Consider the following 22,323-nt stretch of genomic DNA (forward strand, 5'->3'; position numbering starts at 1 on the left):
ACAATATTTATTTCTTGCTGTTAGTTTTATAATCAATCGAATTTAAAAACTAAAAGACAGAAAATATGGACAAGCTAGAATGGCAAGGAAAATGGAACGAAGTGAAAGGGAAAGTTAAACAAGCTTATGGCGATTTAACAGATGATGATTTAAAATACGAGGAAGGCAAGGATGATGAATTGCTCGGCAAACTTCAACAAAAAACAGGAAAAGGAAGAGAGGAATTAGTGAATTGGATTAATTCATTGTAAATTTTCAAGCCTCGTATTACTAAAATAAAAACAGCCCCAAAAAGGGCTGTTTTTATTTTGTTAGTTTGGCAACTTTGAACTTGTTAATACCCAAACAGTTGTTCTAAAGTTAATGTAGTAACTGTTCCAAATTTCTGGATATCCTCCATTTTCACTTTTTTATCGGATGCTACGATTAAATAAGTGTAAGGTTTATTCGCAACTTTTTGATTGTGGAATTCTTTGATAGTCGCAAAATTGATGGGCTTCAATTCTTTATAAAGATCTATTCTTGAATCATAGTCGTAACCTAACTTTTTATCTGCAAAATAAGCGTAAAAAACTCCGTCCTTAGTAATCCTGGTAGTTTCGATGTTGTTTATGACGTTAGCTTTTGCTCCTTCGAAAGACTTGTCACTTTGAGGCAACTCATTTAACAGTTCATTCATTCCGTTAACTGCATCAGTCATCTTATCAGCCTGACTACCAACATAAGCTATCATACTATATTGCTTATCACTTTTGTCTGGAGAAACATATTGCGCAAAAGTTGAATAGGCTAGTGCTTTGGACTCCCTGATCGTTTGGAACACGATTGATCCCATCCCTCCCCCAAAATAACTGTTAAAAACCTCTATGTTGGCAGCGTCAGCTTTATTAAATGGCCCTGTATTCCTTAGCCAACGAATTTCTGATTGAACCATGTCATAATCTGCAAAATAAACTTGATTGCTGTCTTGCTTGGTATAGGTGTAAACCTTAGCGGGTGCGGCTGGGGTAAATGCCGTCGGCAGCAAATGTTGCTTCTTAATATCAGCGCTAAACGCTGCTACCTCTTTTGGTCCATAGTAGGTAATTACATGCTCGTAGTTATTTAAATTTCTCAAAAGATAAATTAAATCATCTGCCTTGATGTTTTTAACTTCGTCATTCGATAAAACATTATTGAAAGGGTTGGTACTTCCATATTGGGCATAAGATGTTAACGCATTCATAATTTGCCCTTTATTTAACTTATTATTTTCACGGGTTTTTAAAATGCTGCTTTTTAGATCTGTTAATGCTTTTTCATTTGTTTTCACATTCGCAAAAATATGCTCTACCAAACTTACTGCCTTATCAAAGTTTTCTTGCAAGCCGCTGATGTTGATGGTGGTCGTTTCTGCTCCAACACTTAAACTATAAGTACACGCAATGTCGTAAAACGCTTTACTCAATTCTTCTGCTGTGTATTTGTCAGTTCCCAGGAAAGTTAAATAAGTAGCCGCATAAGGCAATAATTTGTAATTGTTGGAGCCCATATTAAAACGGTAACTCATTCTAAAAATTGAGTTTTCGCTATTTTTAGTTGTTAATACTTCTGCAATCCCCACTTTGCCAAATGTTATATCTTTTTTATAATCTAAAAATTTAGGAGCAATTGGTTTTACCGGGGCTTCGATAACACTTTTTACGAACGGAGAAGTAAGATTTCCATTGGCATTAATAGGTGTAATGGTGGGTTTTTCTACCTTGATAGTAGTTTTGTCTTCACCTTTGTGTTTGAACCCAATTACATAATTGTCTTGGAAAAACCTATTGGCAAAAGCAACTACCTGTTCTTTCGTGATTTTTGAAGTTGCTTCAATTTCTCCTAAACTTTTCTCCCATTTTGTGCCTTTATTTAAAATAAATTCAGTTGATAATATTTCGGCTCTGTTGTTGTTACTATCAAATGCCTGTAGGAAACTTAATTTATTATTTGCAACAATTGCTTTTAAAAGACTCTCGTCAAATTCGCCTTTCTTTAGTAGGTCAATTTGCCCTAAAACCAATTCAGCAGCTTCTTCTAAAGTTTGTCCTTGGCGTGGTGTAGCGGATAAATTAAATACTCCATAATCTTTCATTTGCTGATAGGAAGCGCCTGCTCTTAAAGTCTTTTGTTGTTTGTTTAAGTTTATGTCAATTAAGCCAGCTTTGCCATTGTATAGAATGCTTTTGATCAAACTTAAGAACATGCTCGATTCCGAGTTCTCTGGAAATCCTCTATAATAAATTTCAACTACCTCTGCTGCTGGGCCATAAATATCAACTTTTTGTATTTTAGTTAACGGTTTTTCCGGTGCTGGATTATAAAGTGCAATAGGCTTAGCCACCATATAGCTGAAGGTTTTATCAACCTTTTTAATCATCTCGTCGGGGTTGAAATCTCCCGTAAAAATGGCGGCCATGTTATTTGGAACATAATACTTGTTATAGTAATTTCTAATTTCAACTAACGACGGATTTTTTAGATGTTCGATGGTTCCGATGGTAGTTTGCTGTCCATAGTTGTGCGTAGGGAATAGTAATTCCATCATTGCTTCATCTAATTTATTCGGGTCACTATCTAATCCGCGATTCTTTTCTTCATAAACAGCTTCAAGTTCGGTATGGAATATACGGAAGATAGGTTTGCGAAAACGTTCACCTTGTATCGCTAAAAATTTATCAGTCGAGTTAGAAGGAAAATCCTCATTGTAAACAGTTTCTTCATACCAGGTGTGTGCATTTGATGAATTGCCGCCAATTCCAGCAATCATTTTATCATATTCATTGGCTATAGAAAAGTTTGAGGCTTCTCCAGATGTCTTATCGATTTCCTTATAAATTTCTTTACGCTGCGCAGGATCTGTTGTTTTGTTATATTTCTCATATAAAGCATCGATCTTATCTAAAAGAGGCTTCTCTTTTGCCCAGTTTGCAGTGCCAAACTTGTCAGTCCCTTTAAATAAAAGATGCTCTAAATAATGAGCTAACCCCGTTGCATTTTTTGGATCTGTGTTACTTCCAGCTCTAATGCTCATTCTGAACTGGATATTGGGTTCCTTATTGTTCGGAGATAGGATCACTGTTAATCCATTCTTTAAGGTGTAAAAACGCGACTTCGAAGGGTCGTTGGTTACATATTTATAGGTGTAACCGTTGGCTGTTGCTGTTTTCCATTGATAGGTAGACTGAGCCAATAAAGTTGAACCCGTAAATAGCAGGCAAGCAAAAATTAATAATTTCAGTTTCATTCTTGATTTTTTAAATTGTTAGGAGCCCCGGTAATCGAGGTTCATCAGCATCATAAGTTATCCAAATATAAGAGGATTGAAGTGCAATTACTAAATAGTTTTCTATTTATTTCTGTACTTTTACACCATGAAAAAGCCTACTATTTTAGTTGTAAATGATGATGGAATTACTGCTCCAGGCATTAAAAGCCTGATCGAGGTAATGCAAGAAATAGGTAATGTGGTAGTTGTAGCCCCAGATGGCCCTCAGTCGGGCATGGGGCACGCCATAACGATCGGAAAACCTTTACGCTTTGATAAGGTTGATCTATATCCGGGAGTTGAAATGTATAAGTGTTCTGGTACGCCTGTCGATTGCGTTAAATTAGCTGTTAACAAGGTGTTTAAAGGTAAAAAACCAGATTTGTGTGTTTCAGGCATTAACCATGGATTAAACAATTCTATCAATGTAATTTATTCGGGCACAATGTCGGCCGCAGTTGAAGGTGCGATTGAAAAAATCCCTTCTATTGGATTTTCTTTAGACGATTTTGCCCAAGATGCTGATTTTAGCCATTGCAAGAAATTTATCAAAACAATCACTTTGCAGGTATTAACCAAAGGCATGCCCGAATCAACTTTATTGAACGTAAACTTCCCTAAGGGAGCTAATTTAAAAGGGATAAAAATTTGTCGCCAGGCCAATGCCAAATGGGCAGAAGATTTTGAAGAACGGACAGACCCTTATAAGCGACCATATTATTGGCTAACCGGAGTTTTTGAAAATTATGATAAAGGGGAGGATACAGATGTTTGGGCTTTAGATAACGGATTTGTTTCGGTAGTGCCAGTGCAGTTCGATTTAACTGCTCACCATGCTATTCCTGTATTAAATAGTTGGGATTTTAATGATATGGCTGTTAAGAAAACAAGTGGGGCCGATGGACAATCGCTAGGTTAACATGAAAGATCGGATAAGCCGGATTAGCAACACAGTTTGGAACGGATGCGCAATTGGATTTATTGCGCCTGCTTTACCTGGTGTTCTCGTGTGGTTTTTGATGCAAAACGTTTCGGCTTTAAAGGAGGCCGATTTATTATTGATAGGCTGTGTGGCAATCAATGCTTTTTTGATGAACTACTTTTTTAAGCTACACAAGGAAAATATAGGCAGAGGGATTTTAAGCGTTACCTTTTTATGGGCTTTTGCTTTTTTCTTTTATAAAGTATTTTAGCTAGGAAGATGCGAGACGCCACTAGCCAATGAACAAGAAACAACGACGAACAACGACAGACGATGAACAACCAACCACCAATTTCACAATTAACCAATTAACCAAAATGAAATATTACCTCGTTGCTGGCGAAGCCTCCGGAGATTTACATGGAGCAAATCTTATGAAAGCCTTAAAAGCTGAAGATCCGGCGGCTGAGTTCAGGTATTTTGGAGGTGATAAGATGCAGGCACAGGGCGGGAAATTAGTCAAGCATTATGCTGAAATGGCGTTTATGGGCTTTACAGAAGTTATTCTAAATCTTGCCACTATTTTTAAGAATCTCAAGGCCTGCAAAGAAGATCTCATTGTCTATCAACCCGATGCTTTAATTTTAATAGATTTTCCTGGTTTTAACCTTAAGATCGCCGACTTCGCTAAAGAAAATGGAATAAAAGTGTGCTATTATATATCCCCAAAAGTTTGGGCGTGGAATCAAAAAAGGGTTTTGAGAATAAAAAGAGTGGTTGATCGGCTATTCTGCATTCTTCCTTTTGAGGTGGATTTTTACGCGTCATGGGGTATGAAAGTGGATTATGTGGGCAACCCTTTGTTAGATGAAATCGCAGCGTTTAAAGTAAATCCCAATTTCAGACAAATGGAAGAGCTGAGTAATCAGCCCATCATTGCTTTATTGCCGGGTAGCAGAAAACAAGAAATTGAAAGATTGTTGCCAGAAATGTTAAGTACGGTTAAAAATTTCCCTAATCACCAATTTGTAATTGCCGCTGCTCCTACATTCAACGACACTTATTATGATCAATTTATTGGTGAAAAATCTGTAAAGCTCATATTCGCTAAAACCTATGATTTATTATCGGTAGCCCAAGTTGCCATAGTAGCTTCTGGTACGGCAACTTTAGAAACAGCCTTGTTTAGGGTTCCTCAGGTGGTGGTGTATAAAGGGGGGAGAATTTCTATTGCCATAGCACGTTTATTGGTAAAAATCAAATTTATCTCTTTGGTTAACTTAATTATGGATAAGGCTGTAGTTGCAGAATTGATCCAGGAAGATTGTAATACGACCAAAATTGTAGCCGAGCTAAATCAATTGATTGAGGGCAATAAAAGAAATGAAATGTTGCGAGACTACGCCACATTGGCTGATAAAATGGGAAGTGAGGGAGCTTCTGAAAGAACTGCGAAATTGATAGTTAATGACTTATGAAGTTTTTTTTGATACTTTTGTAATTTAGCCACCTTAAGTATAATAATAGCACATGAAGAAAACGCTTTCCATTAAAGACATTGCTCTAGAGGCTGGGGTGTCTATCACAACGGTTTCTTTTATTTTAAATGGTAAGGCTAAAGAAAAGGCGATTAGTGATTTTGTAACCAAAAAGGTTGAAAAAATTATTGAAGACTCTGGCTATAAGCCAAATCAGCTTGCCCGTAGCTTACGTACCGGAAATTCCAATATTATTGGGTTAATTGTGGAAGATATTTCCAATCCATTCTTTGCGGCCATCGCAAAAATGATTGAGTATAAGGCTTATAAAAAAGGCTATAAAATTATATATTCAAGTACTGAAAATGAAGTGGCCAAAGCACAGGATTTAATCAATATGTTTAAATCAAGAAAGGTAGATGCCTATATTATTTCTCCTATCAAAGGTATTGAGGATGATATCAAAGCCTTGATAAATGATCACAAAACGGTCGTGCTCTTTGATAGAGATTTAGCCGGACTAAATATTGATTATGTGGGTGTAGACCACTTTAAAGCGTCATGCGATGCTACGTTAGCTCTAGTGGAGGGGGGTAGAAAAAATATCGCGCTGGTTACTATAGATTTAGATGTTAAGCAAATTACCGACCGTCAAGCAGGTTATCGGGAAGTATTGGAAAAGCATAAACTCTTTAAGGAAGAGCTTATCTTGAAAATCCCTTTCAGTCAAAGTGAAGCTGAAACTGAACAGCAAATGAAAGAATTGTTTTCACAAAATAAAGTAGATGCTGTTCTGTTTGCGACAAACTATTTGGCTATTAGCGGTTTAATGGTTTTGCGAACGTTGGCTGTAAAAAGAGATAAGGATTTTGAAGTCATTGCCTACGATGATCACATTGTATTTGAATTATTAACTCCACAGGTTTCGGCAGTTCAACAGCCCTTAGAGGCAATAGCAGATAAAATAATTGATTTGGTGTTGAGTAGATTATCTACAAAGGAAAAAAAATTGCCACAACAAGTTATATTCCCAGCTAAGTTAATTCTTAGAAAAAATACTTAAAGAATGCCTATAAATTCTCATTACAAATTAATCTTATCAATTCTCATTACACTTTTTTTTAATGCGTGTAACAATGAAAAGAAAGCTCCTGTAGTGGATGCAGATTCTTTAGCTTCGTGTGAAAGCAATTTACCATCGAGATTTGGTGTAAAAGTTGATTCTACTTTTATCAAGAAAGGAAGAGTAGATCATGCTGATATGGTTTATATACCGGCGGGTGAGTTTTTAATGGGCGCAAGTGATGAGGAGGGAAGACCAGATGAGTACCCTCAGCATAAGGTTAAGGTCTCCGGTTTTTGGATGGATCAAACAGAGGTAACCAATGCTAGTTTCAGCAAGTTTGTTAAAGCAACAGGTTATGTTACCACTGCCGAGCGTAAACCTGATTGGGAGGAGTTAAAGAAGCAGTTGCCTACCGGAACGCCTAAACCTCCAGATAGTGTATTGGTAGCTTCTTCGTTGGTTTTTTCCCCACCTAAAGAAATTGTTAGTTTAAACGATGCATCCCAATGGTGGGAGTGGAAGCAGGGAGCAGATTGGAAGCATCCTGAGGGACCGAAAAGTAATCTTAAAGGAAGAGAAAATTTTCCAGTTGTGCATGTATCATGGGATGATGCCCAAGCTTATTGTAAATGGGCAGGAAAAAGATTGCCAACCGAAGCCGAATGGGAATACGCAAGTAGGGGCGGTTTAAAGGATGCTAAATATCCCTGGGGAAATGAAGCAATCGAAAAAGGGGAAGCTAAAGCGAATACCTGGCAGGGAAACTTTCCTTTGAATAATTCAAAGCAAGATGGTTTTCAACTACTTGCTCCAGTGAAGCAATTTAAGCCAAATGGATATGGTTTATACGATATGTCGGGCAATGTTTGGGAGTGGTGTAGTGATTGGTTTCGTGCTGATCATTATGAAAAGCAAACGGATGTAACCATAAACCCTCAAGGACCAAAAGATAGTTATGATCCAATGGAACCGGGGATTCCGAAAAAGGTTGTGAGAGGAGGATCTTTTATGTGCAATGCCTCTTATTGCAAAGGCTATCGTGTAACGGCAAGAATGAAAACTTCAAAAGATACAGGTCTAGCCCATACCGGCTTTAGATGTGTGAGTAGTCAATAGACGAAACCAAGCATTTCCAAACCATTGTTGTGTTGTAACTAAAATGTTGCAGATATAGTTTTCACATATTTGATAAATATTTCCTATTATTGATTTACTAAAACGTTTTACAAAATCGTTTTATCTAAACCAATTATCGAATAGAGAACCAAAATTTCTGATAATCGTGGCTACTCGTTGTTGTTTTAGTAATTCGTTTGCGTGCCTTGCTTAAATAATATTTGAAAATTAAACAGGCCTGTACAACTAAGATGCACCAGTGTTATAACACTGGTGTGAAGAGGCAAAGACTATAATTTATTAAACACGTGTCCGAAGAAATTAAGTGAGTAAAAACTTAATTAGGATACAATTGCAATAAAAAGTAAAACGTTTTAGTAGTAATTAATCTCACTTCTATTATATGAAATAATGAACTTGAAAAATGCTTAATTAAAGATTTAAAACAAAAACCTAATCTCTATAAACTATTAAATTATGACTTTTTTAAAAATTGCCAAAGGAGCTGTTGGGCTGTGCGCCTCGATAGTTTTATTAACTGGATGTCTCAAGGAAGAATATCCAAGCACAGAATTATTTACATGGAAGGCTAAAGTAGATGTTACCGACAAAGCTACGCTTACAGTTAACATTGAGAACGGCGCGGGTTCTGGCGGAGGTGAGGGGTCTGCAAAGGTAGTAGATAACAATTACACTACTAAGTATTTAATTAATCCTTACCAAAATAATCTATATATGCAATTAGCTTTTCCTGAACCCCAGCAGGTTGCATCTTACACATTAACTTCTGGCGATGACTCGCAGGGTAGAGACCCTAAAGACTGGAAATTTAGTGGATCAACAGATGGTACTACCTGGGTTGACTTAGATGTTAAAACAGGCGAGGTCTTCCAAGGAAGAAGATTGACGAGGACATTTAGTTTCAAAAACCTTGTAGCCTATAAATTTTATCGTCTTAGCATAACCGCTGTAGCCACTGGACCTTTATTTCAATTAACTGAATGGAGAGTTATTGAAGTGCCTGAGGAATTACAATAAAAAACAAGTGTTGTTCGAGCCAGAAATGTGATTGACATTAGTCAGTCTTGTAAACAAACCTAAAACCATATTTATTAATTACAAACTAATTATGACAAGAAAAGATACAAATTTAATCAAGCATATGCTCGGGTTTAAAGATGGTGGATTTATTGCTATTGCTTTTACGCTAGCTTTATTCATCAGTTTTTATTCGGAAGCTATGGCCAGTTCTGCCAATTTTAACAGAACCAATTCCGCGAAAAGATCCCAATTTGATATTACTATCCGGGGTATTGTTAAAGATTCTACCGGAGCCCCGTTACCAGGCGCTGGAGTTAGGGTTAAGGGAATTTCAACAAGTGCTGTTGCAGATGTTAATGGCGCATTTACCATTGCAGTTCCAAACCAAAGTTCGGTATTAGTGGTAACTTATGTTGGATACGATGTACAAGAGATTACGGTTGGAAATAAAACAACAATAGAAGTAATCATGAAAGAAACAGCTGGTGCTAATTTGAAAGAGGTAGCTATTGTAGGTTTCGGTGTTCAAAAGAAAGAAAGTTTAGTTGGTGCACAGTCTTCGGTAAATGCAGCAGAACTTCGTCAACCTGTTTCGAGCATGAGCCAGTTGTTAGCAGGGCGTATTCCAGGCGTAGTCAATGTAAGCAGAAATGGTGAACCTGGTGCAACTGGATCTGATATCTTCATCCGCGGTATATCTTCTTTAACAGCAGGAGATCGGGGTCCGCTCGTGATCATCGACGGAGTACCAAACCGTAATCTAAATGACATCAGTGTGTACGATGTTGAAAATTTCACTGTACTAAAAGATGCTGCAGCAACTGCTGTTTATGGTATTCGTGGTGCAAATGGGGTTATTTTAATTAATACAAAACAAGGGAAACAAGGATCCCCTAAAATTAATGTTGATTATTTTGAAGGTGTAAGTAGATTTACGAAAAGACCAGACTTGATTGATGGCGTTGACTATATGAATTTGGCGAATGAAGCTAAGTATTCAGATTATATTAGAGGCGGGGCTGCAGGTGCTTTTACGCCAGCATATCCAATAAGTGCTATTGAGAAGACTGCAGCGGGTACTGATCCAATACTTTTTCCAAACGTAAATTGGTTTGATGCAATTTACAATGATATCGGTAGAAACAGATCTGCTACAGCAAATTTATCAGGTGGTGTAAGCAATGCAAAATATTTTGTTTCCTTGGGCTATTATGGCGAAGACGGTTTGTTTAAAACGGATGAAGCTGTAAACTCTGCTGTGAAACAAAACTTTAGCAGATACAATGTGAGTGCAAACTTAAACTGGGATATCACCGGAACAACAAAACTCGATTTAGGTATTAAAGGTATTTTGGCTCAAACAAATTATCCTAGCAATTTAGGAGCACAAGATATCTTCAACCAAGCATTTTTGATTAATCCAACTTCATTCCCTATTCTTTATCCAAATGGAAGTTTGCCTGGTATTAGCCCTCAGGCAGATCAACGTAATCCTTACGGAGATATCACCAGAAATGGTTACAGGATTGGCTATAATAATCAATTGTATTCAAATCTTCGTTTAACACAAGATTTAAAAGAATTAACTCCAGGTCTTTCGGTAACTACGATGTTCTCTTATGACATTAATAATAATAATGCAATAGCCAGAACTAAAAGAGAAACTTTATATAGAATTAATCCGACAGATCCCTACATCACTCCTGGTAATCCTGAATCTGGCTATAAGTATGGCTTAATCCTGCAAGGTCAAGATTTCTTGAATTATGGTATAAGTAATGGTGGAGATAAGAAAATGTATTTTGAGGCAGCTGTTAATTATAACCGTGTATTCGGTAAACATGCCGTGACAGGACTATTGCTATACAATCAAAATGATAATACCACTCCATTTGCTGGGAATTTAACACTCTCTTTACCTTACAGATTACAAGGTGTTGCCAGTCGCGCTACTTATGCTTTTGATAATAAATACTTCTTTGAGGCAAATGTTGGGTACAATGGTTCAGAAAATTTTGCGCCAGACAAACGTTATGGTTTCTTCCCTGCAATCGGTATTGGATGGTTACTATCAAACGAGAAGTTCTTTGAGAATTTAAAAAACACTTTCCAAATGGTTAAATTCCGCTACTCTGATGGTATCGTTGGTAGTGGTGGTAGTGGTGGCGGTTATGCTGGTTCAGAAGGAGATCGCTTTTACTACTTAACAAAAGTTGGTACTGCAAGTGGGTACACTTTCGGTCAGAACGGAAATATTTCTCCGGGAGGTCTAGGTGTAACAGCTTATGGTGTTGATGTAACTTGGGCAGAAACCAGAAAACAAGACTTAGGTTTCGAGTTGAAAACATTCAATAGTAATTTTACGTTGATTGTAGATTTTTATAAAGAGAGAAGAGAAAATCAATTTATTAGTAGAGGAACAGTTCCAAATTATATAGGTTTAGCAAACACTCCTATCGGCAATTTAGGTATTGTAGAAAATAAAGGTATTGACGGTTCCATTCAATACGATGCTAAGCTTGGAAGCGATTGGTCGCTAAATGTAAGAGCAAATGCTACATTTAACAAAGACAAGGTAATCGAGAATGATCAGGCGCCAGCAGCTTTCCCGTGGCTTGAGCAAAGAGGTACTAATATTTTAGCATCTACACGTTTTGGTTATGTTGCTGAAAAGTTATTCGAGAGCCAACAAGAAATTGATGCTAGTCCTACACAGTTCGGAACATTGATGCCAGGGGATATTAAATACAGAGATTTAAACGGCGATGGTAAAATAGATTCGTTTGACAGACAGATGATTGGTAGAGGTGATATTCCTAGTACTACTTATGGTGCAGGTTTTTCATTAAGTTATAAAAACTTCGATTTTGGATTATTCTTTCAAGGTCAACACAACGCTGATATTATCTTAAATATTCCTTCTTTCGCCAACTCTGGCGGTTTAGGTAACATGCTGGCGGTAGCTACAGATCGTTGGACACCAACTAATCCTCGTCAGGACGCGGTTTACCCTCGTCTGTCTTATGGTGGTACTAATAATAATAACTATCAAGCTAGTACATGGTGGCTAAGAGATGTGAATTTTTTAAGATTAAAAAATGCAGATTTTGGTTATACACTTAAAGAAGGTATTAAAACTTTAGGAGTTAAACGCTTAAGAATATATGCGATGGGTTATAACGTATTAACCTTCAGTAAATTCAAACTTTGGGATCCTGAATTACTAACAAATAATGGTACGAGATATCCATTAACTTCAAATTACTCATTAGGTTTAACAGCTAACTTTTAAAATTCAAAAGAGAATGAAAAAAATATCGATATATGCAGTTGCAGTGTTCTTGACAGTTGTCAATTACAGTTGTAAAAAATTTATAGATCAGGTACCTGACGATAGGCTCAGATTTGAGCAAATGTATGAACGAAAAGCTACAGTTGATCAGGCTTTAGCAAACGTTTACTCGACTTTACCAGATCAAAACCAAGATCGTTCGGCTAGTGGGTCAGGAAACATCGGTCCGTGGACAGCGGCTTCTGATGAAGCTGATTATACGTTGCCGAATTTTACAGAAAATGTGAACACGGGTTCCTGGGATGCAACTAGTGGCCAAGTGAACTACCACTGGCAAAATTATTATAGAGGTATTCAAGCCGCCAGTACGTTTATAGCAAACGTATCTAGATGTACCGATTGTAATATCGGAGGGATAGATCTTGTAAGCCGTTACTCAAATGAAGCCCGAGCGCTTAGAGCAATATATTACTATCATTTAGTGCAACAGTATGGCCCAGTTGTATTACTAGGAAATGATCCAATTGCTTCAGACGCTCCGCTTGCAGAAATAAGCAAGCCTCGTAATTCAATGGATGAGTGTATTGAGTTTATCGTTAGTGAATTAGATGCTACAATTCCGTTATTACCAGCTACACCACAAGCAAACGAAGATTATGGTCACATTACTGCATCTGTAGCAGAAGCCTATAAAATTAAAGCATTAATCACCGCGGCACGTCCGTTATTTAATGGTAATACAGATTATGCAACTTTAAAAAATAAAGATGGCAAGCAGTTAATCAATCAAACATTTAATGCTGCAAAATGGACAAAAGCTGCCGCTGCTGCTAAAGCTTTTTTAACTAATCCAAATTACGCCAACTATGCATTGTATAGTGTTGCTTCTACGCCAAGTGGCTTGCCAAATACTGCGTTTAACAGAGCCTTTATTGCTACAAGGGATGTAATGCTAAATGGATGGAATAGTGAAATTATTTTTGCCAGAGGGGGAGATGTAACGTTTTATCAATATTCATTGGCTCCAAATCACTTAGGCGCTTCTGGTGGAGATAAGGGTGGTTCATTTTTGTCCCCATCTCAACAATTAGTTGATGCGTTCTTTACAGCCAATGGTTTGCCTATTCAGGATGATCCAAGTTATTCGGCAATAGGTACTTCAGCATATCAAGCTCCAGACCCGAATGATCAAGGGGTAGCTAGAATAATCAGTAATATGTATGTTAACCGTGAGCCCCGCTTTTACTCAAATATTACTTATACAGGTCGTAAATGGATCAATCCGCAATCTAATATTGTTACTGATTTTACAAACAACGGTAACGCTGGGAAAGGAAATATTGCAAATAATGATTACACTAAAACAGGCTATACGTCTAGAAAACATTTAACTGTGGCGGGTTGGACCACAGGCAGACCAGTATTTTCAAAAATCAGGCTTGCTGAAATTTACTTAAATTATATTGAGGCATTGCAAGAGTCAAACCCATCTGATCCAGATATTTTAATTTATTTGAATAGAATCAGAAATAGAGCAGGTATCGCCCCTTATGGTAACGGAGTTGGCGCTATTGCAGTTCCTGCAAACATGAGAGAAGCTATACGCAGAGAAAGACGAGTAGAACTCGCATTTGAATTAGATCGTTATTTCTACACTCGAGAGTGGAAGATTGCGGAGACTACCGACAAACAAATTAGTGGTATGAACATTACTCAAAATGCTCCTGGGTTTTACACGCCAGTAATTACAGAAAATAGAGTGTTTCAAAAGAAACATTACTTATGGCCAATTCCGAACGCCGAAGTACAAAAAGTGCCTGTTATTGTACAAAATACAGGTTGGTAGTTACCCATAGCACCGTGAAAATTTTTCACGGTGCTATTTAAAACAAGACCTTAGTCTATGAAAAATATCCTTTTACCTTTTTGGGTGTCGATAACGGTTGTAATGATTTCCTGTAATGCAAAAAAGCTGGATTTGAATATCATTAAACCCGCTCCTCCAATAGTACAAATAATTGATCCACCAGGTGCTCCACCTAAAACTTGGAAAGAAAATTGGTTTGATCACGTGCAATTGCTAAACAGAATTCACTATGATACAAGCGTTGTTGTGTATTATGATGGTGATGTTAAACCAACAGTTACCTGGCCCAAAACCTATATGGCAGAGGCTTGGAATTATACGAAAAAGCATTATGGCAAATTTGGTGATGACAGTCGCTTATTCGTCATCTATCACGCAGGTAAATACGGTGGCGGCCATCCTGGAACATACCTCAGCGACCGTCATGGTTTTAGAAATGTAACAGATTGTGGAAGCAGTGACGGGAATGCGTGGGTGTTAGGCGTTGATAATGACATAGATTTATCCACTCATGAAATTGGACATATTGTAGAAGGGGCTTCGAAAGGTGTAAAAGAGTCTCCAGCATTTGATATTTGGCATGATAGTAAATGGATGGAAATATATCAGTATGATGTTTATCTAGGCCTAAACAGAACTAACGATGCACAACGTTGGTATAACAAGATGATGGCCACTACCGATAGTTACCCAAGACCAGGAACACAATGGTTTAAGAATTGGTTTTTACCAATTTATACGGATTATGGCCAGGTAAAAGTGCTTAACAAATTCTTCACGCTATTATCATTACATTTTCCGAAACGTTCCATAACTGTGCAAGCTAAAACTTATCAAGAGTATACTAGAAAGATGAATTTTGGTGAGTTTGTTCACTTTTGGAGCGGAGCAGCCACCGCAGACTTGGAGCTTTTAGCGCTTAAAGCTTTTGGGTCGAAAGATGAAAAGGGAGCAGATTGGTTACCCATGTTAGCTAAAGCAAAGGCAGATTTTCCGAATATCACCTATTAATCATCTCAAATTTAGATATATTACACACACAAATGACATTGAAGCTTTCTATAACATTTACCCTATTACTTGCTTCTTCCATGGGTTTTGCCCAGTCTTATGCCGAGGCAAAAACGGAAGAAATTAAAAAGAATAATTACACACTTGAGCTCGTTAATCCAGATAGCTTCTTAGATAGTGAGGCAAAAAACAACATTGCGGATGTTTTCTTTGATGTTTATCCCAAATTTTCGGTAGCAAATCATTATCGAACTAAAAGAAGAGTGGTCTTTAAGCTTAATCCAGAAATGGAATCGAAAGTTAATGCTAAAGTAAATTTGTCCGAAGCTCAAATTGAAGTGGGTCCTCAATGGCTAACGCAAAAGAAGAAAGTGATGAGCAAAAGTTTACAAGCTGCATTGGCCTCAAACTGGGTTTCGTCAGACACTACCAGAAAAAAAGGATATACTTTAATTTTTATCAACAAAGACCCTCAGATTGCAGCAGATTTACAAAGCAAACTCACCAAAACCTTTTTTGCTGTTTACCCAAAGTTGGTTAAAGAATATAATAGAAATGCAAAAAAGGAAGTAATTTTTGTGGTCGATACTGGCTATAAAGCTGTTGCAGAGGCCAGTGGCGGACGTATTTTATTTAGTGCCCGCTACATGAAAGCCAATTCGACAGATGTGGATGTGGTAACACACGAGGGAATGCATGTTGTGCAAGAATATGGATACAGTGGCGGCCCAGTTTGGTTAACGGAGGGTATTGCAGATTATGTTAGGTACAAGTTTGGTTACGATAACGTAGGCTCTAAATGGAGCTTGCCAGCATTTAATACTAAACAGAGTTATAAAAATAGCTACAGAATTACGGCTAGATTTTTTGCTTGGCTAGAGCAAAATGTAAAGCCAGGTTTAATAGCTTCGTTAGATCAACAATTACGAACCCGCCAATATTCAGAACAATCATGGATAGCATTAACAGGAAAATCTGTGGATCAGTTATGGGATGACTATGCAAAAAATCCTGATCAAGTAATATTGAAATACAGCAGCAGACCATCAAAATAAATAAAAAAACACAAACAGCTATGGTATATAAACCTATCTTAGTACTTAATGGCAACAAGCGAAGGAGAGAAAATCGTTTTACTTGCGACACTATTTCGGTGGCTAGGCTTGGAGCATAAATACTTAAAAAAAAGTACCAAATGGAAAGAAGAATATTTTTAAAGCATACAGGTATTTTAGGAGCAGGCGTATTGGCATCAAAGTATTCTTTTGCCTCAACCGCAGATACATTTCCTGTAGTGAGAGTACCGTTAACAAAGCGCAATTTTAGCAGTAATGCCGTTGATGCTGCTATTAAAACTTTTCAAGCAGAGGTTAAAAATAAAGAATTGGGTTGGCTGTTTGAAAATTGCTTTCCAAATACTTTAGATACGACTGTTTTCTACACAGAAAAAGGTGGTAAACCCGATACATATGTCATTACAGGAGATATTGATGCCATGTGGCTGAGAGACAGTTCAGCCCAAGTGTTTCCCTATCTGCAATTCGTAAACGGAGACAAACCTTTACAAAAGCTAATTGCTGGTGTTATTAATAAACAAACCCATTTTATCTTAAAGGATCCTTATGCAAACGCTTTTTACAACGATGACACGAAAGAGGGCGAATGGAAAAGCGATTTAACCGCCATGAAGCCGGGAATTCACGAAAGGAAGTTTGAAATAGATTCTCTTTGTTATCCTATTCGCTTAGGTTATCATTATTGGAAAAAAACTAAAGATAACACTCCGTTTGATAACGAATGGTTAAGTGCAATTAAGGCAACCTTAAAAGTTTTTATAGAGCAACAACGTAAAACCGGAAAAGGGCCTTATAGTTTTCAGCGTAAAACGGCATGGGCAACAGATGGAGTCCCAATGGCTGGATATGGTTACCCAGCTAAACCTGTTGGTTTAATCTGCTCCATGTTTAGGCCAAGTGATGATGCTACTGTATTCCCATATTTAATACCTTCCAACTTTTTCGCCGTGACGAGCTTAAGACAAGCAGCCGAAATGGTAAAAAGTATTCACGCTAACGAGGCGTTAGCGGCAGATTTGTTAGCCTTAGCCACTGAGGTAGCTCAAGCATTAAAGCAATATGCGGTAGTTGAGCATCCTCAATTTGGTAAGATTTATGCATTTGAAGTAAATGGATTTGGTAGTTATAACCTCATGGATGATGCAAATGTGCCTAGTTTGTTGTCTATGCGCTATCTAGGGGCGATTGATGCAAATGACCCGATTTATATCAATACAAGAAACTATGTTTGGTCGACCGAAAATCCTTTCTTTTTCAGTGGGACTGAAGCAGCAGGGATTGGTGGTCCACATGTGGGTGCCGATTATATCTGGCCTATGAGCATCACCATGAAAGCATTAACTTCGACAAATGATAATGAGATCAAACAATGCATCCAAACTTTATTAAAAACACACGGAGAAACTGGATTTATGCATGAATCATTCCATAAAGATGATGCGAAGAAATTTACCAGGAAGTGGTTTGCATGGGCTAATACCTTGTTTGGCGAATTGCTATGGAAAACGCTGAATGAAAGGCCGGCGCTATTGACAAGCTAAAGAATAATTTTAAAGAATATTATAAACTAATAAAAATGAGGAGTCCTATCGCATTAGGAATTGATATAGGCGGATCGCATATTACAGCGGCATTGGTTAACATAGATACCCGGACTTTAATCATGGAGTCTATTCATCGGAAAATGGTAAATTCTCAGGATTTAGCTCATAATATTTTTGATGCTTGGTGTGAAGTGATCAACGATGCGTACAAAGGATATGAAACAGAAACAAAATATATCGGCATTGCCATGCCGGGGCCGTTTGACTACGAAAATGGAATTTGCTTAATTAAAGAGCAGGATAAATTTCAGGCATTATACCAACTTAATTTAAAGGAAGAACTGGCTTCCAGATTAAATATCCCTGCTACCAATATATATTTTATCAATGATGCTGCCAGTTTCTTACAAGGAGAAGTTTTTGCTGGAGGTGCTAACGATACAAATAATGTACTGGGTTTTACGCTAGGCACCGGTCTTGGCTCATCCATTTGTACCAATGGAAAGGCAATTGATGCTGAGCTATGGAATGCACCCTTTTTAAACGGGATTGCTGAGGATTATTTTTCGACAAGATGGTTTGTAAAGCGATATTTTCAATTGAGTGGAAGAGCGTTGGAAGGAGTTAAAGACCTGGCCGATTTTGTAAATATAGATATCCATGCAAAGCAAGTTTTTAAAGAGTTCGGAAACAACTTTGCCCAGTTTATGATGCCTTTAATAAAGAAGCACCATGCCGAAGTGGTAATTATAGGAGGTAACATAGCGCAGGCTTTTAATGTTTTTTCTACCAACGTGATTGATATTTTGGAACATAACCAATTTAAGACCAAGATAAAAATCAGTAAACTGAAAGAACATGCGGCCTTAATTGGGGCTGCCAGCTGTTGCCACATGATATATTGATAAACTTAAATTTTAATTAAAACAATGAAGAAACTAAGTGTACTCGTATTAATTTGTAGTTCATTTTTCTTAAAGGCACAAGAAGTGGTGAAGAAAAATGGCTATACCTTAATATTTGAAAGCAATTATGCTGAATTAGATCCCGCACTGAAAAAAAGAATGATCAAAACCTTCTTTGAAGTGTATCCTAAATTGGCAAAAGAGTATAATCCATCAACTTTAAAAGAAGTAAAATTTTTGGTGGACACTGCGTATAAAGGCGTTGCAGCAACTTCAAACGGAAGCGTAGTTTATGCTTCAAATTGGATGAAAACACATCCGGAAGATATTGATGTGGTTACTCATGAAGTAATGCATATTGTTCAAAATTATGGTCGTAGCTTAGGCCCTGGCTGGCTTACAGAAGGTATTGCCGATTTTGCCAGGTATAAGTTTGGTGTAGACAATGCTGGCTCTAAATGGGTGCTTCCCGAACTAAAACCCACTCATCATTATAGAAACAGCTACCGTATTACCGCCAGGTTTTTTGCGTGGATCGAAGCCAATGTTAAAGCTGGTACGGTTCAGCAAGTAGATAAAAATCTAAGAGAGCGAACTTATACGGAAGCTATTTGGAAAAATATTACCGGAAAAGACCTAGACGAGCTTTGGGAAGATTACATCAAAAACCCTATTATTTAAAACAACATGAAGAAATTTTTTACAGTCCTATTAACTTTTGCAGCAGTTGGTGTTTTTGCTCAAACCGTTGGCAAAGTAACCGACCCGGTTGAATGGATCAATCCCCTAATGGGTACCCAATCAAAACCAGAACTGTCCAATGGAAATACCTATCCAGCAATTGGGGTGCCATGGGGAATGAATTTATGGACGCCTCAAACAGGTAAAATGGGTAATGGCTGGGCTTATCAATACGATGCCGATAAGATTCGCGGTTTTAAACAAACGCACCAACCGTCGCCCTGGATGAACGATTACGGGGCTTTTGCCATTATGCCCGTAACAGGTAAGGTAAAGTTTAACGAAGACGATCGTGCAAGCTGGTATTCGCACAAAGCCGAGGTTTCTAAACCCTATTATTACAGTGTTTATTTGGCCGATGCGAATGTAACTACTGAAATTACCCCTACAGAAAGAGCCGCACAATTCCGTTTCACCTATCCAAAAACCGATAGTGCATTTGTGGTAGTCGACGCCTTGAACAAAGGATCATATATTAAAGTTATTCCATCCGAGCGAAAAATTATTGGTTATACCATGCGCTATGCGCGCGGACCATTACCTAAAAATTTTAAAAACTACTTTGTAGTTATTTTCAATAAAGATTTTACCCTGGCAAAAACCTGGAAAGGAAATAGACTGGTAAAAGACAGTCTTGAAATCCAAAGCGATCATAGCGGAGCCGTAATTGGATTTAAAACTGCGAATGGCGAGAAGGTTACGGCAAAGGTGGCTTCTTCTTTTATCAGCTTTGAACAGGCCGAAATCAATTTAAAAAGAGAATTGGCAAACGATAATTTTGATGCTACCAAAGCTAAAGCGAAGGCTATTTGGAATAAAACATTAAGCAAAATTGCCATAGAAGGGGGTACCGTTGATCAAACCCGTACTTTCTATTCTTCGCTGTATCGTACACTCTTCTTCCCCAATAAATTGTATGAGATTAATGCCGATAACAAAATTGTGCACTGGAGTCCGTACAACGGGGAGATATTACCGGGTTATATGTTTGCAGGTACCGGCTTTTGGGATACTTTCAGAGCTTTATATCCATTCTTAAACTTGGTTTATCCAGCCATTAATAAAGAAATGCAAGAAGGTCTCATCAACGATTACAAAGAAGGGGGCTGGTTGCCGGAGTGGAGCAGTCCTGGTTATGCCAATATCATGATCGGGAATAACTCAGCTTCAGTTGTAGCGGATGCCTACATTAAAGGTTTGCGAGGTTATGACATTGAGAAATTATGGGAAGCTTTGAAACATGGCGCCAACAATGAGGGACCTATGGAAGCGGTTGGTCGCTCGGGGGTAAAATATTACAACGAGTTGGGCTATGTTCCTTTTGATGTTAAAGTAAGAGAGAATGCTGCTAAAACATTGGAGTATGCCTATGACGATTTTGCCATCTATCAATTAGGTAAAGCCTTAGGCAAACCTGCTAGTGAGATTGATATCTATGCTAAAAGAAGCATGAATTATAAAAACCTATTCGACCCATCATCGGGCTTAATGCGTGGCAAAAATGCAGATGGAACTTTCCAGTCGCCCTTTAGTCCGTTTAAATGGGGTGGTGCGTTTACAGAGGGTAACAGCTGGCACTACACCTGGTCTGTTTTTCAAGATGTTGCAGGTTTAGCTAAGTTAATGGGAGGGAACCAAAAATTTGTAACCAAACTCGATTCTGTTTTCTCTATGCCACCAGTTTTTGATGAAAGCGCTTATGGCGGGGTGATCCATGAAATAAGGGAGATGCAGATAGCCAATATGGGACAATATGCCCATGGCAACCAGCCGATCCAGCACATGATTTACCTTTACAACTATGGAGGGGCTCCATGGAAAACGCAATACTGGGTACGCGAAACCATGAACAGAATGTATGCTGCAACACCAGATGGGTATTGTGGGGATGAAGATAACGGTCAAACATCCGCTTGGTATGTATTTTCGGCTTTAGGTTTTTATCCAGTTACTCCGGCGGTAGATCAGTATGTTATTGGGGCACCTTTGTTCAAGAAAGTTACTTTAACACTCGACAATGGTAAAAAGGTAATTATCAATGCACCTTCAAATAGCGATAGTAACAGATATATCAAAGATTTAAAGGTGAACGGCACCACGTATCATAAAAATTGGTTGAGCCATTCTGCTTTACTAAAAGGAGCAGTATTAGATTTTAATATGTCGTCCATTCCCAATAAAACAAGAGGAGTAAGCGAAGCATCTTTCCCTTATTCTTTTTCAACTGCAAAAAAGTAATATATAAGAGTGTTAATTGATCTTAATGGGTGAGGTTTAGCCTTGCCTGTTTTGTTTTTCTCAATTGAGACCAATTACCTACTGATGAAAAAATAAATTTGCTCAAATAGAACTTTTAATTACTTTTGCATCCCAAGCTTAACATAATAGGGGGGATTAGCTCATTTGGCTAGAGCGCTTCGCTGGCAGTGAAGAGGTGATCGGTTCGAATCCGATATTCTCCACAGAACCTCATCAGATAAAACTGGTGAGGTTTTTTGTTAAAGTATAGGACAGTCTGAAATTCGTCTGAGATTCAACTACCTTTTCACTACCTGATGACTACCTAAACTATACCCTGGGAATACCTTTTTTAATACCCGCACGATACCCGCAGGGTATCTTAAAGGTATTGTTTTGGTATTGAAATGGTATCTCAAGTACCTTTCCATCTCAGATAAGGGGTACTCTTGAATTTATACGTCATTTTCGTTCAAAAACGTTCATTTTCGTTCATTTTCCGTCAAAAGTTCAGAGGAAACGCCCACCGCCCTAAGTTTGCTTTCATAATCAATCATTACCGGTAACAAAGCGATTATGAACAAACAGTTTTATTCACAATTTAAATTTTAAAGAACATGGGAACATATTCAAAAAGTAATTTCGGAACGATTTCCGGAAAGGTGGGAGAAGGGGTAGCCAGTAAGTGGCGCGGTAAAAAGGTCCTTCGCAGTTTACCTACAAAAAGCAGCAAGCCT

The 22,323-nt window shown here is 37.8% G+C and carries 16 protein-coding genes and 1 tRNA gene; 16 read left to right on the top strand and 1 reads right to left on the bottom strand.

What is annotated here, in order from left to right; genetic code table 11:
• The first annotated feature begins 65 nt into the window (after positions 1-65).
• Positions 66-251, top strand: coding sequence for a CsbD family protein (locus BM207_RS16075; protein WP_090996663.1), 186 nt, complete (start codon positions 66-68; stop codon positions 249-251).
• 83 nt (positions 252-334) lie between these two features.
• Here BM207_RS16075 and BM207_RS16080 read toward each other — a convergent pair whose 3' ends face one another.
• The gene (locus BM207_RS16080) at positions 335-3,268 is read right to left on the bottom strand and encodes a M16 family metallopeptidase (RefSeq protein WP_090996666.1); all 2,934 of its coding nucleotides are present in this window, start codon (positions 3,266-3,268) and stop codon (positions 335-337) included.
• A 127-nt stretch (positions 3,269-3,395) separates the two neighbouring features.
• Here BM207_RS16080 and surE point away from each other — a divergent pair, with 127 nt between their 5' ends.
• The 15 genes from surE (at position 3,396) to BM207_RS16155 (ending at position 21,810) form a co-directional block, all read left to right on the top strand.
• Positions 3,396-4,208, top strand: coding sequence for a 5'/3'-nucleotidase SurE (surE, locus tag BM207_RS16085; RefSeq protein ID WP_090996669.1), 813 nt, complete (start codon positions 3,396-3,398; stop codon positions 4,206-4,208).
• Position 4,209: 1 nt separating this feature from the next.
• Positions 4,210-4,482: a stationary phase survival protein SurE gene (locus tag BM207_RS16090; RefSeq protein ID WP_090996672.1), complete on the top strand. Its 273-nt coding sequence runs from the start codon at positions 4,210-4,212 to the stop codon at positions 4,480-4,482.
• 106 nt (positions 4,483-4,588) lie between these two features.
• Positions 4,589-5,689, top strand: coding sequence for a lipid-A-disaccharide synthase (gene lpxB, locus BM207_RS16095; RefSeq protein ID WP_090996724.1), 1,101 nt, complete (start codon positions 4,589-4,591; stop codon positions 5,687-5,689).
• Positions 5,690-5,741: 52 nt separating this feature from the next.
• Positions 5,742-6,752 carry a LacI family DNA-binding transcriptional regulator gene (locus tag BM207_RS16100; RefSeq protein ID WP_090996676.1) on the top strand — a complete coding sequence of 337 codons (1,011 nt, stop codon included), beginning with the start codon at positions 5,742-5,744 and terminating at the stop codon, positions 6,750-6,752.
• A 3-nt stretch (positions 6,753-6,755) separates the two neighbouring features.
• Positions 6,756-7,871, top strand: a complete 1,116-nt coding sequence (locus BM207_RS16105; protein ID WP_090996679.1) for a formylglycine-generating enzyme family protein — start codon at positions 6,756-6,758, stop codon at positions 7,869-7,871.
• Between the two features lie 477 nt (positions 7,872-8,348).
• Complete coding sequence (locus BM207_RS16110) at positions 8,349-8,909, top strand: discoidin domain-containing protein (RefSeq protein ID WP_090996682.1); 561 nt, start codon at positions 8,349-8,351, stop codon at positions 8,907-8,909.
• A 91-nt stretch (positions 8,910-9,000) separates the two neighbouring features.
• A complete protein-coding gene (locus BM207_RS16115) occupies positions 9,001-12,204 on the top strand; it encodes a SusC/RagA family TonB-linked outer membrane protein (RefSeq protein WP_245768139.1) in 3,204 nt (1,067 codons plus the stop codon).
• Positions 12,205-12,217: 13 nt separating this feature from the next.
• Entirely contained in the window at positions 12,218-14,050 is a 1,833-nt protein-coding gene (locus tag BM207_RS16120) for a RagB/SusD family nutrient uptake outer membrane protein (protein WP_090996685.1), read from the top strand.
• Between the two features lie 57 nt (positions 14,051-14,107).
• Positions 14,108-15,082: a hypothetical protein gene (locus BM207_RS16125; RefSeq protein WP_090996688.1), complete on the top strand. Its 975-nt coding sequence runs from the start codon at positions 14,108-14,110 to the stop codon at positions 15,080-15,082.
• A gap of 32 nt (positions 15,083-15,114) precedes the next feature.
• Positions 15,115-16,137, top strand: coding sequence for a basic secretory protein-like protein (locus BM207_RS16130; protein WP_245768140.1), 1,023 nt, complete (start codon positions 15,115-15,117; stop codon positions 16,135-16,137).
• Positions 16,138-16,277: 140 nt separating this feature from the next.
• Entirely contained in the window at positions 16,278-17,699 is a 1,422-nt protein-coding gene (locus BM207_RS16135; protein ID WP_090996691.1) for a glycoside hydrolase family 125 protein, read from the top strand.
• A gap of 35 nt (positions 17,700-17,734) precedes the next feature.
• Complete coding sequence (locus tag BM207_RS16140) at positions 17,735-18,607, top strand: ROK family protein (RefSeq protein ID WP_090996693.1); 873 nt, start codon at positions 17,735-17,737, stop codon at positions 18,605-18,607.
• A 24-nt stretch (positions 18,608-18,631) separates the two neighbouring features.
• Positions 18,632-19,288 carry a basic secretory protein-like protein gene (locus BM207_RS16145; protein ID WP_090996696.1) on the top strand — a complete coding sequence of 219 codons (657 nt, stop codon included), beginning with the start codon at positions 18,632-18,634 and terminating at the stop codon, positions 19,286-19,288.
• A gap of 6 nt (positions 19,289-19,294) precedes the next feature.
• The gene (locus tag BM207_RS16150) at positions 19,295-21,586 is read left to right on the top strand and encodes a GH92 family glycosyl hydrolase (protein WP_090996699.1); all 2,292 of its coding nucleotides are present in this window, start codon (positions 19,295-19,297) and stop codon (positions 21,584-21,586) included.
• A gap of 150 nt (positions 21,587-21,736) precedes the next feature.
• Positions 21,737-21,810, top strand: a tRNA-Ala gene (locus tag BM207_RS16155).
• Positions 21,811-22,323 lie beyond the last annotated feature (513 nt).

It is taken from the genome of Pedobacter insulae (assembly GCF_900113525.1).
GTDB lineage: Bacteria > Bacteroidota > Bacteroidia > Sphingobacteriales > Sphingobacteriaceae > Pedobacter > Pedobacter insulae.

Excerpts from the sequence above, each read along its gene's own strand:
- BM207_RS16110 (WP_090996682.1), top strand. The coding sequence starts at position 8,349 with ATGACTTTTTTAAAAATTGCCAAAGGAGCTGTTGGGCTGTGCGCCTCG.
- BM207_RS16080 (WP_090996666.1), bottom strand. The coding sequence starts at position 3,268 with ATGAAACTGAAATTATTAATTTTTGCTTGCCTGCTATTTACGGGTTCA.
- BM207_RS16135 (WP_090996691.1), top strand. The coding sequence starts at position 16,278 with ATGGAAAGAAGAATATTTTTAAAGCATACAGGTATTTTAGGAGCAGGC.
- BM207_RS16100 (WP_090996676.1), top strand. The coding sequence starts at position 5,742 with ATGAAGAAAACGCTTTCCATTAAAGACATTGCTCTAGAGGCTGGGGTG.
- BM207_RS16130 (WP_245768140.1), top strand. The coding sequence starts at position 15,115 with ATGACATTGAAGCTTTCTATAACATTTACCCTATTACTTGCTTCTTCC.
- lpxB (WP_090996724.1), top strand. The coding sequence starts at position 4,589 with ATGAAATATTACCTCGTTGCTGGCGAAGCCTCCGGAGATTTACATGGA.
- BM207_RS16150 (WP_090996699.1), top strand. The coding sequence starts at position 19,295 with ATGAAGAAATTTTTTACAGTCCTATTAACTTTTGCAGCAGTTGGTGTT.
- BM207_RS16145 (WP_090996696.1), top strand. The coding sequence starts at position 18,632 with ATGAAGAAACTAAGTGTACTCGTATTAATTTGTAGTTCATTTTTCTTA.
- BM207_RS16125 (WP_090996688.1), top strand. The coding sequence starts at position 14,108 with ATGAAAAATATCCTTTTACCTTTTTGGGTGTCGATAACGGTTGTAATG.
- BM207_RS16140 (WP_090996693.1), top strand. The coding sequence starts at position 17,735 with ATGAGGAGTCCTATCGCATTAGGAATTGATATAGGCGGATCGCATATT.
- BM207_RS16075 (WP_090996663.1), top strand. The coding sequence starts at position 66 with ATGGACAAGCTAGAATGGCAAGGAAAATGGAACGAAGTGAAAGGGAAA.
- BM207_RS16115 (WP_245768139.1), top strand. The coding sequence starts at position 9,001 with ATGACAAGAAAAGATACAAATTTAATCAAGCATATGCTCGGGTTTAAA.
- BM207_RS16090 (WP_090996672.1), top strand. The coding sequence starts at position 4,210 with ATGAAAGATCGGATAAGCCGGATTAGCAACACAGTTTGGAACGGATGC.
- BM207_RS16120 (WP_090996685.1), top strand. The coding sequence starts at position 12,218 with ATGAAAAAAATATCGATATATGCAGTTGCAGTGTTCTTGACAGTTGTC.
- BM207_RS16105 (WP_090996679.1), top strand. The coding sequence starts at position 6,756 with ATGCCTATAAATTCTCATTACAAATTAATCTTATCAATTCTCATTACA.
- surE (WP_090996669.1), top strand. The coding sequence starts at position 3,396 with ATGAAAAAGCCTACTATTTTAGTTGTAAATGATGATGGAATTACTGCT.